10 protein-coding genes, 1 pseudogene and 1 CRISPR repeat array (1 of these 12 only partly in view) are annotated in these 15,884 nt (G+C 59.6%); of the genes and pseudogenes, 9 read left to right on the top strand and 2 right to left on the bottom strand.

All coding sequences use genetic code 11. The features are described from left to right. The first annotated feature begins 179 nt into the window (after nucleotides 1–179). Complete coding sequence (locus tag ACVWZF_RS00825) at nucleotides 180–1,004, top strand: electron transfer flavoprotein subunit beta/FixA family protein (protein WP_457410589.1); 825 nt, start codon at nucleotides 180–182, stop codon at nucleotides 1,002–1,004. A 172-nt stretch (nucleotides 1,005–1,176) separates the two neighbouring features. Beyond that, the gene (locus tag ACVWZF_RS00820; RefSeq protein WP_011433535.1) at nucleotides 1,177–2,295 is read left to right on the top strand and encodes an electron transfer flavoprotein subunit alpha/FixB family protein; all 1,119 of its coding nucleotides are present in this window, start codon (nucleotides 1,177–1,179) and stop codon (nucleotides 2,293–2,295) included. A 22-nt stretch (nucleotides 2,296–2,317) separates the two neighbouring features. Here the strand turns inward: ACVWZF_RS00820 and ACVWZF_RS00815 are convergent, their stop codons facing one another. After that, on the bottom strand, nucleotides 2,318–2,602 hold the full coding sequence (locus ACVWZF_RS00815) for a YggT family protein (protein WP_011433534.1): 285 nt from the start codon (nucleotides 2,600–2,602) through the stop codon (nucleotides 2,318–2,320). Between the two features lie 233 nt (nucleotides 2,603–2,835). On the opposite strand from ACVWZF_RS00815, the gene ACVWZF_RS00810 reads away from it, so the two are divergent. The 6 genes from ACVWZF_RS00810 (at nucleotide 2,836) to ACVWZF_RS00785 (ending at nucleotide 13,942) form a co-directional block, all read left to right on the top strand. Beyond that, nucleotides 2,836–3,978 carry a response regulator gene (locus ACVWZF_RS00810; RefSeq protein WP_011433533.1) on the top strand — a complete coding sequence of 381 codons (1,143 nt, stop codon included), beginning with the start codon at nucleotides 2,836–2,838 and terminating at the stop codon, nucleotides 3,976–3,978. 188 nt (nucleotides 3,979–4,166) lie between these two features. Then, a complete protein-coding gene (locus ACVWZF_RS00805; RefSeq protein WP_011433532.1) occupies nucleotides 4,167–4,544 on the top strand; it encodes a response regulator in 378 nt (125 codons plus the stop codon). Then, a complete protein-coding gene (locus tag ACVWZF_RS00800) occupies nucleotides 4,541–4,906 on the top strand; it encodes a response regulator transcription factor (RefSeq protein WP_011433531.1) in 366 nt (121 codons plus the stop codon). Before ACVWZF_RS00805 ends, ACVWZF_RS00800 begins: the two co-directional genes overlap by 4 nt. A 115-nt stretch (nucleotides 4,907–5,021) precedes the next feature. Next, nucleotides 5,022–5,540, top strand: a complete 519-nt coding sequence (locus ACVWZF_RS00795) for a CheW domain-containing protein (RefSeq protein WP_011433530.1) — start codon at nucleotides 5,022–5,024, stop codon at nucleotides 5,538–5,540. 291 nt (nucleotides 5,541–5,831) lie between these two features. After that, nucleotides 5,832–8,333 carry a methyl-accepting chemotaxis protein gene (locus ACVWZF_RS00790; protein ID WP_457410588.1) on the top strand — a complete coding sequence of 834 codons (2,502 nt, stop codon included), beginning with the start codon at nucleotides 5,832–5,834 and terminating at the stop codon, nucleotides 8,331–8,333. Nucleotides 8,334–8,524: 191 nt separating this feature from the next. Next, on the top strand, nucleotides 8,525–13,942 hold the full coding sequence (locus tag ACVWZF_RS00785) for a response regulator (protein ID WP_011433528.1): 5,418 nt from the start codon (nucleotides 8,525–8,527) through the stop codon (nucleotides 13,940–13,942). Between the two features lie 72 nt (nucleotides 13,943–14,014). Here ACVWZF_RS00785 and upp read toward each other — a convergent pair whose 3' ends face one another. Next, a complete protein-coding gene (upp, locus tag ACVWZF_RS00780) occupies nucleotides 14,015–14,650 on the bottom strand; it encodes a uracil phosphoribosyltransferase (protein WP_414329961.1) in 636 nt (211 codons plus the stop codon). Nucleotides 14,651–14,764: 114 nt separating this feature from the next. On the opposite strand from upp, the pseudogene ACVWZF_RS00775 reads away from it, so the two are divergent. Further along, nucleotides 14,765–15,799, top strand: a pseudogene (locus tag ACVWZF_RS00775) (metallophosphoesterase family protein); the annotation flags it as partial. Nucleotides 15,800–15,879: 80 nt separating this feature from the next. Beyond that, nucleotides 15,880–15,884: direct repeats of the CRISPR family, unit length 36 nt (it continues 1,238 nt past the right edge of the window).

The raw sequence follows: 15,884 nt of genomic DNA, 5'->3' as shown, positions 1-15,884 counted from the left end.
GAAATATCTCAAACTTTGTTTAAGGTTACTTAAACTTGGGAAACCAATGTGCTGGGAAAGGCAGCTTATGAGGGCTTAATGCCGGGGTGGCTTTTCCGATCCCGAAAAAAAGCTGAATAAGTGTGTGGCGCCCAGGGATCCCTTTTAACCTGGAGGGGATCACTAGGGAGTTTAGGCCCTTGGAAACTTTTGTTCTGATTAAGCAAGTTCCCGATCAAAACGCCAAGGCCGGCATCAACAGTGACGGCACGATCGATCGCGCCAAGGCCAAGCGGATGTTAAACCCTTTTGATCGCTATGCACTGGAAGCAGCTCTGCAAACCAAACGGCAACACGGGGCGAGAGTAACGGCAATTACAATGGGGCCACCCCCGGCCATTGAGGTGCTCTACGAGGCCATTGCCCACGGGGTGGATCGGGGTATTTTGATGACCGACCGCCGCTTGGCCGCTTCCGATACCCTAGCCACTGCCTATACTCTGGCCCAGACGGTTCGCTATGCTGGCCGGCCCGATGTGATCTTCTGCGGGCTCCAGACCACCGACGGCGATACGGCCCAGGTGGGGCCGCAGTTGGCGGAGCGGTTGGGGATCCCTCAGGTCACCTATTGCGAAGCCTTCGAGATTCGGGATGGGATCCTGGTGGCGCGGCGGGCCATCGAAGGGGGATCCCAAATCGTAATGGTGCCCCTGCCGGTTTTGATTACGGTGGCCAATTCCGCTCGGCGTTTGGCCTACCCCACTCTACGGGGTGTGCAGCGGGTGCAGCGGCTGATGCGGGATGAAATGGCACGGGCCGAGGCAATCCAGATCCTCAACTTGGACGATGTGGGGGCAGACCCGGAGCGCTGCGGTCTCAAGGGATCCCCAACCATCGTGGCTGCCACCGAAAAAGTGGGGGAAATTGGCGGCAACTGTCAGGTCTTTCAGGGACAACCCGTCCCCCAACTGGTCAACCAACTGACCCAGGCCGTTGACCTCTCCCGCTACGCCGCAACCTCCTAGATCTTTACATCTTGCGTCCCACCGGCCCCCCATCGCCCCTCAATCATCACTGTCTGATCATCGACCCCAGGCCATCTGGCTGCGGTGAAAAGTTGACCCAGAAGGACTCTGCTGACATCGTCGCAACCCCAACCCGATTCAATCCCGATCTCAACCTAGGAGTCACAGTTTTATGGATCGCAAGCGGATAGTGGTCTTCGCCGAGCAGGTGAACGGGGAATTGCAGCCCATCGGCTTAGAGTTGTTGGGGGCCGGGCGGCGGCTGGCCGATAAGCTGGGAGCCACCTTGAGCGCTCTTGTGCTTGGATACAACATTGCCCACTTGCCCCCAATTCTGATCGGCCACGGGGCAGATCAAGTCTTCATTGCCGATCACCCCGAGTTGGCCGAATACCGCACCCTGCCCTACCGCCGGGTGATCACAGACTTGATCAAAAGCTGGCCCCAACCACCCCACACCATCCTGCTGGGATCCACCACCACCGGGCGAGATCTGGCCCCCCGCTTGGCCGCCCACCTGGAGACCGGCCTGACCGCTGACTGCACCGAGCTGGACATTGGCCCCTTCGAGTACACCAACAGCAAAGATCCCAGCAAGTCCGGCCTCTTCCCCGACTGCCTTTATGCCATCCGGCCCAGCTTCGGCGAATCTCTCAAGGCTCGCATCCTTGGCCCCTGGAAAAACCCGCAAATGGCCACGGTGCGCCCAGGGGTGATGGTGCCCCTGCCCTGGGACAGATCCCGCCAGGGGGAAGTGATCCCGGTGCCGGTCAACTTGGATCCCGGCGATCTGCGCCTGCAGATTGTGGAAACGGTGCGCAACCTGTCCCAGGCGGTAGATCTCACCCGCGCCAAGGTGATCGTTTCCGGCGGCTACGGGCTGGGATCCCCAGAGGGATTTGAGCTGTTGAAGGAGTTGGCCGCTTGTTTTCCCAACAGCGCTGTCGGCTCCTCCCGCAAGGCCGTGGATTCTGGGTGGATCCCCTATGCCCACCAGGTGGGCCAAACCGGCAAGACCGTCCGCCCCCAGCTCTACATCGCCTGCGGCATTTCTGGGGCCATTCAACATCGCGTGGGCATGGACAAATCTCAGACGATCATTGCCATCAACAAAGACAGCGCCGCTCCTATCTTCAAATTTGCCCACTACGGCATTGTCGGGGATCTCTACCAGGTGGTGCCGGAGCTGATCCGGCAACTGCGACAGAGACAGGAGGAGCTCCGAGAAGGCGCCGAGGGCCAGCCTTTCCAGAGCCTCGGCGAGCGGATCCCAATTTTGCAGAGTCGATGAGAGATGGTTGGCAAAAACGCTCTCAGTGCAGGGCCATTGTCAGCAGCCCCTGCTGCCCCAGCAACACCTCCCGCAACAGGGTAACCAGGCCCACCCAAACCACAGGGGCCATGTCCACACCTCCCAGAGGCGGGATCAGGCGACGGGTCGGGCGTAACAGAAACTCCGTCAGGCCGACCACCAGCGAGTAGGGCAACCGGGAAGTATCCAGTTGTGGATACCACGACAGAAAGATGCGCAGCACAAACAGGAGGGTGTAGAGCGCCAACAGTGGGCCAAGCACCCAAGAGGTGAGAATTGGCAGCATAGGTTACTCAAAGAACAGGTTTACTGGTGGCAGTTCTCTCCATTCTGCTCTAATTGGGAGGGTCTGCTGGAGTCCAGAGATACCTCGGGGAATGCAGGCGCTCGGCCCAAGTCAAACCCCAACTTTTTTAAACTTTAACCCTCTTCCCGAAAATGGCCTTACCGGCGGGGCAGCAACAGTTAAAGACTAGCGTCATAATGGACGTATCTTGCTGGACTGCAGGCAGGGATCCCATGCAAGGAAAACTACAAGAGATCGATATCCGCAGCATCCTTCAGCTCATCGAGCTGGGCCAGCGCACCGGTGAGCTTTTTGTAGAGGCCAGCCCCTCTGTCTACTGGTTTGTCTTCTTCCTGAATGGGCGGATTATCTACGCCTCTGAAACCGAAGGGAACATTGCCCGCCTCAGAGACTATCTGCACCGCTTCAAGCTGGAAGCCGCCCTGGAGGAAATTCAAATTCCCCACAAAGCCGCGGTCAACGCCCCCGAATACAACCGCCTCTGGTCTTTGCTGGAAAGCCACAAGCTCAACCCCAACCAAGGCAAGCAAATCCTGCTGGGCATGGTGCGGGAAGTCCTCTTCGACCTGCTTAGCCTCCACCACGGCTCCTTCATTTTTGAGGCCGGATCCCCCCTGGCCCCCCAGTTGACCACCTTCCCCGTTACCCCCCTGCTCACCGAGATCGTAGCCCAAGTGCAGGAGTGGAAAAAGCTGCACCCCTACATCCAAGCTCCCAACCAAGCTCCCACCATTGTCAACCCCCTGCCGCTCCAGCAAAACCTGCCCGCCCCCGTCTTCAAAGCCCTGAGCGAGTGGTCAGACGGCAAAACCAGCATTCGCCAGATGGGTCGCTACCTGGGTCGAGACACCCTCACAGTGGCCAAGGCCATCTATCCCTACGTCCGCCAAGGGGCCATTCAACTGTCCGAGCCCGTCTTGATCGCGGAGCCCAAGCCCAGCCGTCCCCTCAAACCCAGCGATAAGCCCAGCCACATCCTTTGCATCGACGACTCCATGGCCATCCAAAAAACCGTAGAGTTCATCCTGCAAAACGAGGGCTACCAGGTCACCACCATCGGCAATCCTCTCAAAGCCTTGGGACAGGTGTTTCTCCTCAACCCAGATATGATCCTCTGTGATGTGGCCATGCCCAAATTGGATGGGTATGAGCTGTGCGCCATGTTGCGCAAATCCAGCCAGTTTCGCGAAACCCCCATGATCATGCTGACCGGCAAGGATGGCTTCACCGATCGGATTAAGGCCCGCATGGCCGGAGCGAACGAATTTTTGAGCAAACCCTTTGCGGAAAAGGAGTTGTTGACCATTGTCGAATCCTACGTGGGCCCTCCCCCCAAACGGGGCGGTGGCGAATAGGCGTTGGGGTAGCCAAAATGTTGGCACAGAAGACTGTGGGCGGGGTACTGGACAGAAGAGTGGCCTCACCGAAACAATAGGGGTAGCATGGCTGACTTGGAGCCATGGAGCCGGGTGAGGTTAGAAGGCGAAATCTCAGTCAAAGCAGCCCGACGGTTGCGCGGGAGTGCAAAAGGAGCAAGACGGCGATGAGCAAAGTGCTGGTGGTGGATGACAGCCGTACCTACCTGGAGACCATTTCCAGCTTGCTTTCCGAGAACGGTTTGGAAGTCTCCACAGCAACAGACGGCGTAGAGGCAATGGAGTGCATTCGCCAGCAGAAGCCTGATGTGGTGGTGCTGGATATTGTCATGCCGCGCATGAACGGCTACGAGGTATGCCGGGAAGTGAAGGGGGATGAAAGTACCAAACACATTCGCATCGTCATGTGTTCCACCAAAGACCAGACCTTTGATATCGAGTGGGCCAGGCGCAACCAGGCGGATGCCTATGTAACCAAGCCCTTTAAGCCCCAAGAGCTCCTGGCGACCATCAAACATCAATTGCGGGAGATGAATCGGAAATGAGTCGCGTTTTGGTGGTGGAAGATAGCCAATCCCAGCGGGAGATGATCAGCAAGCTGCTGCAGGAAAACGGCTTCGAGGTGATGACTGTGGAAGACGGGGTGGAGGCCGTAGAGGCGGTGAAGCAAAACAAACCCGACCTGATCGTGCTGGACATCGTCATGCCGCGCATGAACGGCTATGAGGTGTGCCGTCTTCTCAAGGCCGACCCTCTCACCCAAAAAACGCCCATCGTCATGTGTTCTTCCAAGGGCGAAGAATTTGACCGCTACTGGGGGATCCGCCAGGGAGCGGATGCCTACATTGCCAAGCCTTTCCAGCCCCAGGAACTGGTGGGTACGATTAAGCAATTACTGAGAGGCTGAGAGCTGCCCCTTCTGCTTCCACGCCTTTCGGTAGGTCCTGAGAACGACTCTGCGTTTTAAGCAGGGAGGGGGGCGGGATCAACAGTCCACAAGACTATCCATGCGGGGGAGCATCATGCTGGGGGATCTGGATTTATTGATGGGGGATGAGACCCAAGAGTTGCGGGAGATGGAGGCTCCCGAAGGTGAGCTATTCCTAAAGTTCAAGATTGCCACCGGGGAGGAATTTGCGCTGCCAGCGGTATCGGTTGTGGAGGTGATGAGCATTGGCCCAGAGAAAATCACCCCCATGCCCAATGTGGCCCCAGTTTTGCTGGGCACGCTGAATTTGCGGGGCGAGATCATCTGGGTTGCAGACCTGGGGCAATTTTTGGGGATCAGCCCGCCCCTGAACATCGACCGAGCCGAGATTCCTGTGGTGGCCGTGATGGATCAACAGGATTTGCTCATGGGCTTGGCTGTGGATTTAATTGTAGGCATGGAGTGGCTGAAGACTGAATTGGTGCGGCCTGCCCTCACGGCTCCTGAGTCCATGGCTCCTTTTTTGCGAGGGGAATGGGTGGTGCCCGGAACGGGATCGCGCTTGCCATTGCTGGATCAGTCGGCCATCCTGCGATCCAATCGTTGGGGTTGACAAGCGGCCCCCTGTGAGTTCGGCGAGAGGAAAGTGTATAGTTCCTATCAAAGATCCAAGCTAACTCCAGCCACAATGGGGAAAGTTGGACCAAATCTATCCCCTACCGATGCGTGTCGAGGCTGTTGAGGGTAAGCCCTGAGACGGCGGCAGAAAGGCCCACTCTTGCTTGACTGAATGTGGAAAAGGGGGGATAGCCTGCATCCATGGGGTTTTGAGGTGTTGGGGGCGTTCCGTTTGCATCTGTGTTGACGCGTGAACAGAGGTAGGCAAGCAGTGAAGGGAGGATCCATGGTTCCGAGCGCGAACAGTCAGAGAGACTACACCGATGCGATGGCCGCCTTTTGGCAGGGAGACTACGTCCGGGCGGTGCGGTTGTTCAACCAAGTGGCCGCTGCTGAACCGCAAGATACTGCTGTCAAGCTGCTGCTGGCTTTAGCACAAAAACAAGCTGGGCAGTTGTTGGAAGCTCGCCAAACCTACAACACCATTTTACAAACAGCCAGTGATCCCGATGAGCTGGAGTCGGCCCGGAAGGGTCTAGAAGAGCTGTTGCAAATGGCACCGGAGCTGGCGGATCTTCCCGATTCCCCAGAAGCGGACGAGTTTCGCTCTCCAGATGAGTTTGCACCTGGGTCGGATGCCTTTTCGGAAGAGGCTTTCTCTGCTCCCGATCCCTTCTTGCAGTTCGAGGAGATGGGGGAAGAGGAGGCGGATCCCTTCGCTCAAGATCCGTTTCCGCTGGAGGCGGACAGCCTTAGCGGCGATGGCGAAGTCTTCATGGGAGAAGAGAGATTTGGGGATCCCTTTGAGACCGGCCTGCAAATGCCGGGAGCTGATCCATTGGGTTCATCTTACCCGATGCCAACCCATTCTCGGGTAACACCACCGGCCACCTCGCGACGGGTAGGCTCGGAAGAGGGCGGGCCTCAAACCGATCCGGTGGTCGAAGATGACTTTGCCTTCCTCAACGAGTTCGATCGAGAGCATCTGGAAGCCCTAGAAGGCGACTCCGACTCCATTACGCAGTTGGCCGGCGATGCCGATTTTCCCGATGAGATGGGCTTCTCCCTGCCCGGTTTTGAGGAAGAGGAAGGGGGATCCCTGGAAGAAGGCCTGCCGACCGAATTGGCTGCCCCCATGAGTGAGCCGATCCCCGCTCCCGACGAAGATACTGCCAGTCCCAGCCCTGGTCTTTTCGATCTTGACGAGCTAGACAGCCTGGATCGCGAACTTGCCGGCATGGATGGCGGTGAGCCGGTGGGTGCCTTCCGCCCAGATGAGGGGGCGACCGGGGGGATGAGCCCAATGGCGGAGACCGGTAGCGGAGCGGCCCAAGTTCTGCTGCCCACGGCCTCCCTCCCTATTCCCAGTGTAGGTGAACAAGGGGCAAGAACCTCTGCTGGGATCGCCAACCGACCGATTGGGGATCGGCAATTGGCCATAGCGCTTATCCAAGGAGCTGTGAGTTTGGCTGCCGGCTTGGCGATTGGCCTTGGGATCCCGGCCAATGGGGGAGCTCGCTTGATTGCCGGGGTGATTGGAGGCGGGCTGATCGGCACAGGAGCAGGGGTTATCCTCGGGGCCAGCAGTGCCAAACAAATTCGCTCCACCGCCCAAGAGCTGGCCGGCCACTTTGCCGCCTTGGCCCAGGGGAATTATTCAGTACGAGCCACAGCCAACACCCACGATGAGCTGGGGCGCTTGGCCGACAGCTTTAACCAGATGGCGGCTGCCCTTGAAGCCAACTTCGCCGAACTGAGCCAGCGGGCTGCCGAGCAAGGGCAAGCTAAGGAAGACCTACAGCGCCAGGTGATTCGCCTGCTGGACGACGTGGAAGGGGCTGCCCGTGGAGACCTGACGGTGCGGGCAGAGGTGACTGCCGACGTGCTGGGGGCTGTGGCCGACTCCTTTAACCTGACCATTCGCAGTCTGCGAGACATTGTCAGCCAGGTGAAGCGGGCCGCCGCCGCCGTGAACGATGCCGCCTTGCAGAACGAGGACTTTGCCCGCAGCCTCTCTGCCGACGCCTTGCGCCAGGCGGAGGAGATTTCCAACTCCCTCAACTCCATTCAGGAGATGACGGACTCCATTCAAGAGGTGGCCAGCAACGCCCGCGAAGCGGCCAACGTGACTGCCCAAGCCACAGAAGCAGCCGCTCGGGGTGAAGAAGCTGTGGATCGCACGGTAAGTGGCATCCTGGAAATTCGCGAAACCGTGGCAGAAACCACCCGCAAAGTGAAGCGATTGGCGGAATCCTCGCAGGAAATTTCCAAAATTGTGGCTTTGATCTCTCAAATTGCCTCGCGCACCAACCTGCTTGCCCTCAACGCCAGCATCGAGGCGGCACGAGCCGGGGAATCGGGACGGGGCTTTGCCATCGTGGCCGATGAGGTGCGACAACTGGCCGACCGAGCTGCCAAAGCCTCGAAGGAGATCGAGCAGATCGTGTTGCAGATTCAATCGGAAACCGGCAACGTGATGACGGCTATGGAAGAAGGCACCCAACTGGTGATCGAGGGGACGCGGCGGGCCGAGCAGGCCAAGAACAGCCTGGACGAGATTATCGAGGTCAGTCGCCGGATCGACGAGTTGGTGCGGGCGATCTTTCAGGCCACCGTGCAACAAACGGAAACCTCTCGCTCTGTGGCGCAGGTGATGCAATCGGTGGAGTTGACCGCCAACGAGACCTCTAAGGAGGCGCAGAAGGTGGCAGCTTCGCTCCAACAGTTGGTGAGCATCGCCCGCGAGTTGCAAACTTCTGTCGGTCGCTTCCGGGTTGGGGATGAATGAGCAAATCTGCTGTTTTGAGGGCATTCTAGGGACAAGGATCCCCATGCAGGAGACGTTATCGATCCTTAGCAAATGCCACTGGGATCCCCCTGTTCCGACTTTTGGCCGGACTCTTCGCTCAGGCGAGCCTCAATCTGTCCGGTCTGCTATTACTGATGCATACCTGTGGGCTGTAGGAAGGGCCTCCTGCCATGAATGAAGAAGCACAAAAGCGGATCCTCAGTTATTTCATCGAAGAAGCCCGCGACCACTTGGCAACGATTGAACAAGTGCTCCTCAGCTTGCGGGACAGTATGAGCGATCCCGAGCTGATCAACGAGCTGTTTCGAGCTGCTCACTCCATCAAGGGGGGAGCTGCCATGCTGGGCCTCACCAGCATCCAACGGACGGCCCACCGCATGGAAGATTTTTTCAACATCTTTCGCTCCCGTCCAGGCGGAGTGCCTGTCGATCAGCACCTGGAAACCCTGCTGCTGCGGGCTTTTGATGGGCTTTCGATGTTGTTGGAGGAGCTGCAGAGCCCCCGCGGCCTCACCCAGGAAGTCAGCAACACCACCCTGGCGGAATTGGAGCCGGTTTTTCAAGAGACCGAAAGGCACATTCAAAATCTTCTCGGCGAGGGCCCTGTCTCAGCTCCCGTCTCGCCGCCGGCGGTTCGCACCCTGCAGCAGGACATGGCGGAGGTGGTGCCGCAGCAGTTGCGCCAGATGCTGGAGCTGTTTAAACAACGGGATCAGGCAGATGTCCGAGAGCGTTTGGTGGCGGCGAACGCCGTTCTCAAGGAGATCGGGCAAGTCCATCATCTGGCGGGCTGGCAACAGTTGACGGAAACCTTCGAGCAAGCCCTGGGCAACCCCGATGCCGACCTGCGAACTTTGGCTTTGGTTGCCTTGCGGGATTTGAAGCAGGGACAGCAGCTCATCCTAGACGGCAAGGCCGAACAGGTTGCCCCTTCTTCAGAACTGCAACAATTGGCTCGCCCTGCCGCCCCTCCTGCCCCGCCGGATCCCCTTGAGGTGGTGGTGCATCAGCAGATCCCGGCCCTGCTGCGCCAGATGCTGGAGCTGTTCAAACGTCCTGACGACCCGGCCACTCGACCGGCTCTGCAAGCTCTGGCCCAATCTTTGCAGGATTTGGGGCAATCTTCGGCTCTGGAACTGGGAGGCTGGACAGACTTGACCCGCTTGGTGGGCGAGATTTTGGCGGATCCCAGCCAGGATTTGCGGCAGTTGGCCCTGCCGGTGCTGCGAGATCTGAAGCAAGCCCACCAGGCTCTGGCCAATGGAGCGGCAAACACCATTCAGCCCTCGGCTGAGCTGCTGGCTTTCCGCCCTGTTCCGGCAGCCCCTGAAGAGCCAGAAGTCCCTGAGCCCTTCGAGCTTGGTCTGGCTTGGGAGTCTGAGGCAGAGCCGCTGTTCCCCCAACCCGAGGAGGGTGCCTCGGAGGATTGGGCTGTGGCTGCTGGGATCCCTGCGGAGGAAGGCGCTACCCCCGATCTGAGCTGGGAAGCGGTAGCCCTCGCCGAGACATCCTTTCAAGAGGATGAGCCCGGAGCTGCCCTGTCGCCGGAGCAGGAGAGCGCAGAGGCAAGCGGAGATCTGGCGGCGGAACAGCCCTCATCCCTATGGGAAGTGGGCACTGCTGAGGACTCCGTCCCGCTGGCGGGAACAGATTCAGAGCACCGATCTGCTCCCGCGGAAGAGGGGGATCTGGATCTGAGTTGGCCAGGGATCCGAGCCGAAGCGGCTTGGGAGGAAGACTGGAGGACAGCTGCCGTGCCGGCAGAAAGCCCAGAAGAGGACGGGCAGGGAGCTGACTTGGCCTCTGTTGCGGACGACTTCGGTCGCGTTAGCGGAGCGGAGCTCTATGCCACTCCCTTGGATCTGGAGGAAGAAGCCACCTCAGCCTTTGACGAGCTGTTTGCCAACGCAGAAGCGCTATCCGATATCGAAGAGTTCCCAACGGAGCTGATCCCCTCCTCTCCTGAGCCCCTCTTGCAGACCTTTGAGGATCTGAGCCCAAGGTTGGATGAGGAGAGAGCTGAGGCCGATCTGGCGGAGCTGTTTGCCGAAGTGGTGGGTGAAGGGGCAGAGGGGTTTGTCTCTGCTGAGCCTGCCTGGGATGCTGAACAGGAGCCGACTGCCCAGAGCGTTGCTGCGGAAATGGGCGAGGGATCCGGCTTTGTCCCAGACGAAGCCGCAAGTGCCGGGGTAGAGGCCCTATTTGAGCTGGAGGAACTTCCCGTAGAGAGTGCTTTCCGGCAGGAAGGGTCTCAGCTTCCGGACTTGGAGGCCGTTCCCGCTGGTGAGCCGGAGGCCGATCCTTGGGCGGCTGAACCGTCCCCACCCCTTCAGGAAGCCCTTGAGGATGGGGAAATCGCAGCAGATCTCTGGGCTGAATTTTCCGCGGATATCCAGCCGGAGGATTTTTCCATCCCAGCAGATTATCTGGCAGAGTCGGGATCCGACGAGGTGGGATCCTCAGAGTTCGCCGGCTCTGCTGCCTTCGATACTGCCGAAGACAGCCTGGAGAGCTTTTTTTCCACCCCTGCGGCAGAAGCCGATCCGGCTTGGTCGATGCCGGAAGCAAGTGAACCTTCCGTATTTTTGGATCCCTCTTTTGGCCCATCCCTGGACATCGCTGAGGCTGATGCTGCCGAAGCTGAGCAACTGGGGGATCTCTTTATCGGCGAACCCTTCCCCACGTCGCCCGACATGGCCAATGAGCCGAGGGAATCGCCAATTCCAGACTTCGGAGCCGAGCTGAGCCTAGGGGATCTCTTCGCCGGCGAGACCCTCGAGGAGGCGTCCGATGGGGACTCCATCCCCCTGACCCAATCAGCAGCCGGGGACACAGCAGAAGCCCAGGAGTGGGCGCTTCTGGAGGATCTGTTCCCGGTCCAGGAGGAGTCTTTCGCAGACCTGCAACCCACGGCTGAGGAGGCAGTCGCCCCTTCCCCCGAGCTCTCCTTCGACCGTCTCGATGCCCTATTCACCCAGGAATCCGACCCAGAAGAACTGAGCCTGGGGGCCAGGGGATCCCTCTCGGCCATGGATAGCGACAGCCAGGTGGATCTGGATGAGTTGAGCCAGTTCTTTGCAGAAGGGGAAGCGCCCCAAGAAGAACCCCCCTTGGATCTTGCCACCTTCCTGGAGGACACAGAAGCTTTGCAAGCGAGCAGCCTGGCGGAAGTGCCCGTGTCTGAGCCAGAGCCGCCGGTTGCCGCACTGGAGGAAGAAAATGCCCTCCAGCCTGCGGAGGACGATCTGGAAAGCCAGTTGGCCAGCCTGTTTGCAGAGGATGAATCCTTAGCCGTTCCTGTTGGCGAGGCCGAGACCCCAGAGGAAGAGGCGCTGGAAGCTGCTCCGGCTCCCCGTTTGGACGATTTGGCCGCCCTCTTCGACGCTGCCGAGCCGGCGGTAACCCCTGAGCTAGAAAAGGCTATCGCCCCCCTTGTGGGATCCCCTGCAGCCGCGAGCGGCGAGGCTGCTGACGACTTTGCAGCCCAGCTGGAATCACTCCTGGGCGATCTCGAGGTTCCTGCCCAAGCACCTGCCGCTGCTCCTACACCTTCACCATCTGTTGCTGCTCCCGCTCCGGCGGCAACTGGGCCGACTTCACGGCGAACTGCTGCCCTCAGCAACCCTGTGATGCGGGTGGAGGTGCGCCACCTCGACTCCATCAACAACCTGGTGGGAGAGTTGGTGGTCATCCGCAACAGCATGGAGCAAAACCAAACCCGTCTGCGCCAGTTTCTGGATGGCCTGTTGGGCCGTGTGCAACAGCTAGGGGATCTGGGCCAGCGCATGCGGGATCAGTATGACCGCTCCTTGCTGGAATCGGCTTTGTTCTCCAGCCGCAGCAGCTCAGCCTATGGCGGCACGGTAACGGTGGGCTTCGGTCGAAATGGGGAGGGGTCCAGCCGAGGAAGGCGGAGTCATTCCTCCGGCCAAGAGTTCGACAAGCTGGAGATGGATCAGTTTACGGCCTTCCACGCTCTGGCCCAGGAGATCATTGAGCTCATCGTGCGGGTGCGCGAGTCCTCCTCCGACATCGAGTTTGCCGTGGATGAGGCCGAGCAGATCACCCGCCAATTCCGGCAGGTAACCACCCAACTGCAAGAGGGCCTGAACCGGGCGCGCATGGTGCCCTTCTCGCAAGTTGCCGATCGGTTGCCCCGCGCCATTCGGGATCTCTCCATCAAAACGGGCAAGCAGGCCAGCCTGGTGGTGGAAGGCCGTGACACGCTCATCGACAAGGCCATCCTGGAGGAGCTCTATGACCCCATGACCCACTTGGTGAACAACGCCCTGGTACACGGGATCGAGACCCCTGAGGAGCGGCGGCGGGCGGGCAAGCCCCCTGAGGGCAAGATCACCGTCAAGGCCTTCTATCAGGGCAACCAAACCATCATCATCGTCTCGGACGATGGCGCCGGGATCCCGGTGGAGAAGGTCAAGGCCAAGGCCCAAAGGCTGGGGCTGCTGTCGGAGCAAGCCGACGAAGACGAAGTGTTCAACGTTCTCTTCCACCCCGGCTTCAGCGTTCGCGAGGCCAGCGAGGTGGACGATCTGGCCGGGCGGGGGGTTGGCTTGGATGTGGTGCGCCGCAACATCACCGATCTGCGCGGCAGTATCCAAGTGGATTCTGTGCGGGGCAAAGGAACCACCTTCACCATCCGCCTCCCCCTCACCCTGAGCATCTCCAAGGCCATGGTGTGTGTCAGCGACAAAGCCCTGATCGCCTTCCCCCTGGATGGCGTGGAGGAGATGCTGGATGTTCCTGCCGACGAAGTTCAGCCGGATGAGCAGGGGCGGCCCTCGATTCTCTGGCGGGATCAGCGCCTTCCCTTCCAGCCCCTCTCGAATCTGCTGGCCTACAGCCGCAGCCACAGCCGCAGCCGTTCTGAGGTGTACAGCATCACTCAGGATGAGGGCATCATTCCCATTGTCATCCTGCAAAGTGCCGGCCAGTATGTTGCCCTGCAGGTGGACAGCTTCGTGGAAGAGCAGGAAATCGTGATCAAGCAACTGCGCGGGCCTGTGCCCAAGCCGCCGGGCATTTCTGGGGCAACGGTGTTGGGGAACGGGCGGGTGCTGCCGATTGCCGACATCATCGAGCTGGTGGACATAGCCCACGGTCGCCGTCGGGATCTCAACCGCTTCTGGCTGGATCACCGGGATGAGGAGCCGACCCCGGAAGAGGTGCGTCAGACCACGGTGCTGATCGTGGACGACTCGATCACCGTTCGGGAGCTGCTCTCGATGTCTTTCCAGAAGGTGGGCTACCGGGTGGAACAGGCGCGGGATGGCCAGGATGCCTGGGAAAAGCTGCGCGGCGGCCTGCCCTGCGACCTCATCTTCTGCGACATCGAGATGCCGCGGATGGACGGCCTAGAACTGCTCACCCGCCTGCGGGAAGACAGCAACTTCAAGCATCTCCCGGTTGCCATGCTCACCTCGCGGGGGGCAGAACGGCACCGGCAAACAGCACGGGAGCTGGGAGCAACTGCCTACTTCACCAAGCCCTATCTGGAAGAGGAGCTGCTCAGCGCTGCTGCCCGCATGTTGAGGGGGGAACAGTTGTTGGCGCCCAACCCAACTTCCTAATCGCGACAGCGGTGCAGTTCCCGTTCAGTGTGGCGCAGCAACATAGGGTGCTGTAGGCATGGCACTCTCCCATCAGCGGGTGCCGAACAGGCGATCCCCTGCATCTCCTAGGCCGGGGAGGATGTAGCCGTGCTCGTCTAGGCCATCGTCTACAGCAGCGGTATAGATTGGCACATCTGGGTTCTGTTCGTGGAAATACCGGATCCCTTCTGGGGCGGCCACCAGGCAGATGAAGCGGATCGACTGGGGTCGGGTTTGGCGTAGGCGCGCTACAGCCGCTGCTGCCGAATGGCCGGTGGCCAACATCGGATCCACCACCAGCACCTCACGATCTTCGATATCGGTGGGCACCTTGAAGTAGTACTCGATGGGGATCAGGGTATGGGGATCCCGATATAGGCCGATATGCCCCACCCGTGCTGATGGGATCAGCTCCAGCATGCCGTCGAGGAGCCCTTGGCCGGCCCGCAGGATGGAGACAAGCACCAACTTTTTCTCTGCCGCCAACATCGGCGCCAACATTGGGGCCATCGGGGTTTGAATGGGCTGTAGCTTGAGGGGCAGATCGCGGGTCACCTCGTAGGCCATCAAGAGGCTGATCTCCCGCATCAGCGCTCGGAAGTCGGCGGTTGTAGTTTCAACACGGCGCATGAGGCTGAGCTTGTGCTGCACCAGAGGGTGATCGATGGTAATCACCTGGGCCACCATGCTGTGCTCCTGAAATAATCGGGATCCCGTGATGGATGCCAGAATAGCAGAAGCGCTTGTCCCCCCGGTGGGCCGAAGGCTCTATCTGCTTGCTGTTGTCAAGGGGAGTAATCCGTGCAGATCCGCTTTGCTGTGGTGAGCGATCCCCACGTCACCCTTCCTTCTACCCTTTGGGATCACCCCAGCCGGTTTCACTTGGTAGAGGTGAGCATTCCGGCTCTGGAACAGGTTTTGCAGCATCTGGTGCAGTTGCCTTTGGATTTTCTGCTGTTGCCGGGGGATCTGACCCAGCATGGGGAGCCGGAAAACCATGCGTGGCTGGCGGAGCGGCTGGCTCGGCTGCCCTTTCCGGCTTTTGTGGTGCCCGGCAACCACGATGTGCCCCAGCCCAAGGCCAACGGGCGCTCCATCGGTTTGGCTGATTTTCCCCGCTACTACCAAGCTTTTGGCTATGAGGACGGGCAGTCTTTGGATTACAGTCGGCTGTTGCGGCCAGGGATCCGTTTGATCGGCCTCAATTCCAACCATTTTGATGCTCAGGGTCAATTGGTGGGGTGTCTAACCCCAGAACAACTGACCTGGCTGGAGAAAGAATTGGCGGCAGCCGAGGAAGAGCTGGTGCTGCTGATGGTGCACCATAATGTGGTCGAGCATCTGCGCGGCCAGTCTCTCCATCCCTGGGGGCGTCGCTACATGCTGGAGAATGCCTCTCAGTTGCGGCGGCTGCTGCAAGCTTATGGGGTGCAACTGGTGTTCACCGGACATCTGCACATCCAGCACATCGCCCGACGAGGGGGGGTTTACGACATTACCACCGGCTCTTTGGTCAGCTTTCCCCACCCCTACCGCCTTGTCGAGATCCGGTCGGATCGAGAGACCGGAATCCAAGTCCATATCCAGAGCTACCGGGTGGGATCCCTGCCGGATTGGCCCGATTTGCAGGCGTTCTCGCGAGAATGGATGGCCCAGCGCAGTGAACCAGCGGTGGTTAAGTTTTTAACTTCTGCGCCGCTGAATCTGCCTCTGGAACAGGCACAAGCCTTGGCCCCACGATTGCGCTACTTTTGGGCAGCGGTGGCTGCCGGGGATCCAGACCTCACTTTCCCAGACTTTCCCCAGCCAGCAGGCCGATTTCTGGAGCGTTTCAGCCGTTGTTTTCGCTGCCCGCCTGATAACCAGGCCCAGCTTCAGTTCGCTTCCAATTTCTTTTCCAATTTCTTTTCCAATTCTTTTC

The organism is Thermostichus sp. OS-CIW-30 (genome assembly GCF_054060215.1).
This window is presented reverse-complemented; position numbering and strand designations above follow the sequence as displayed.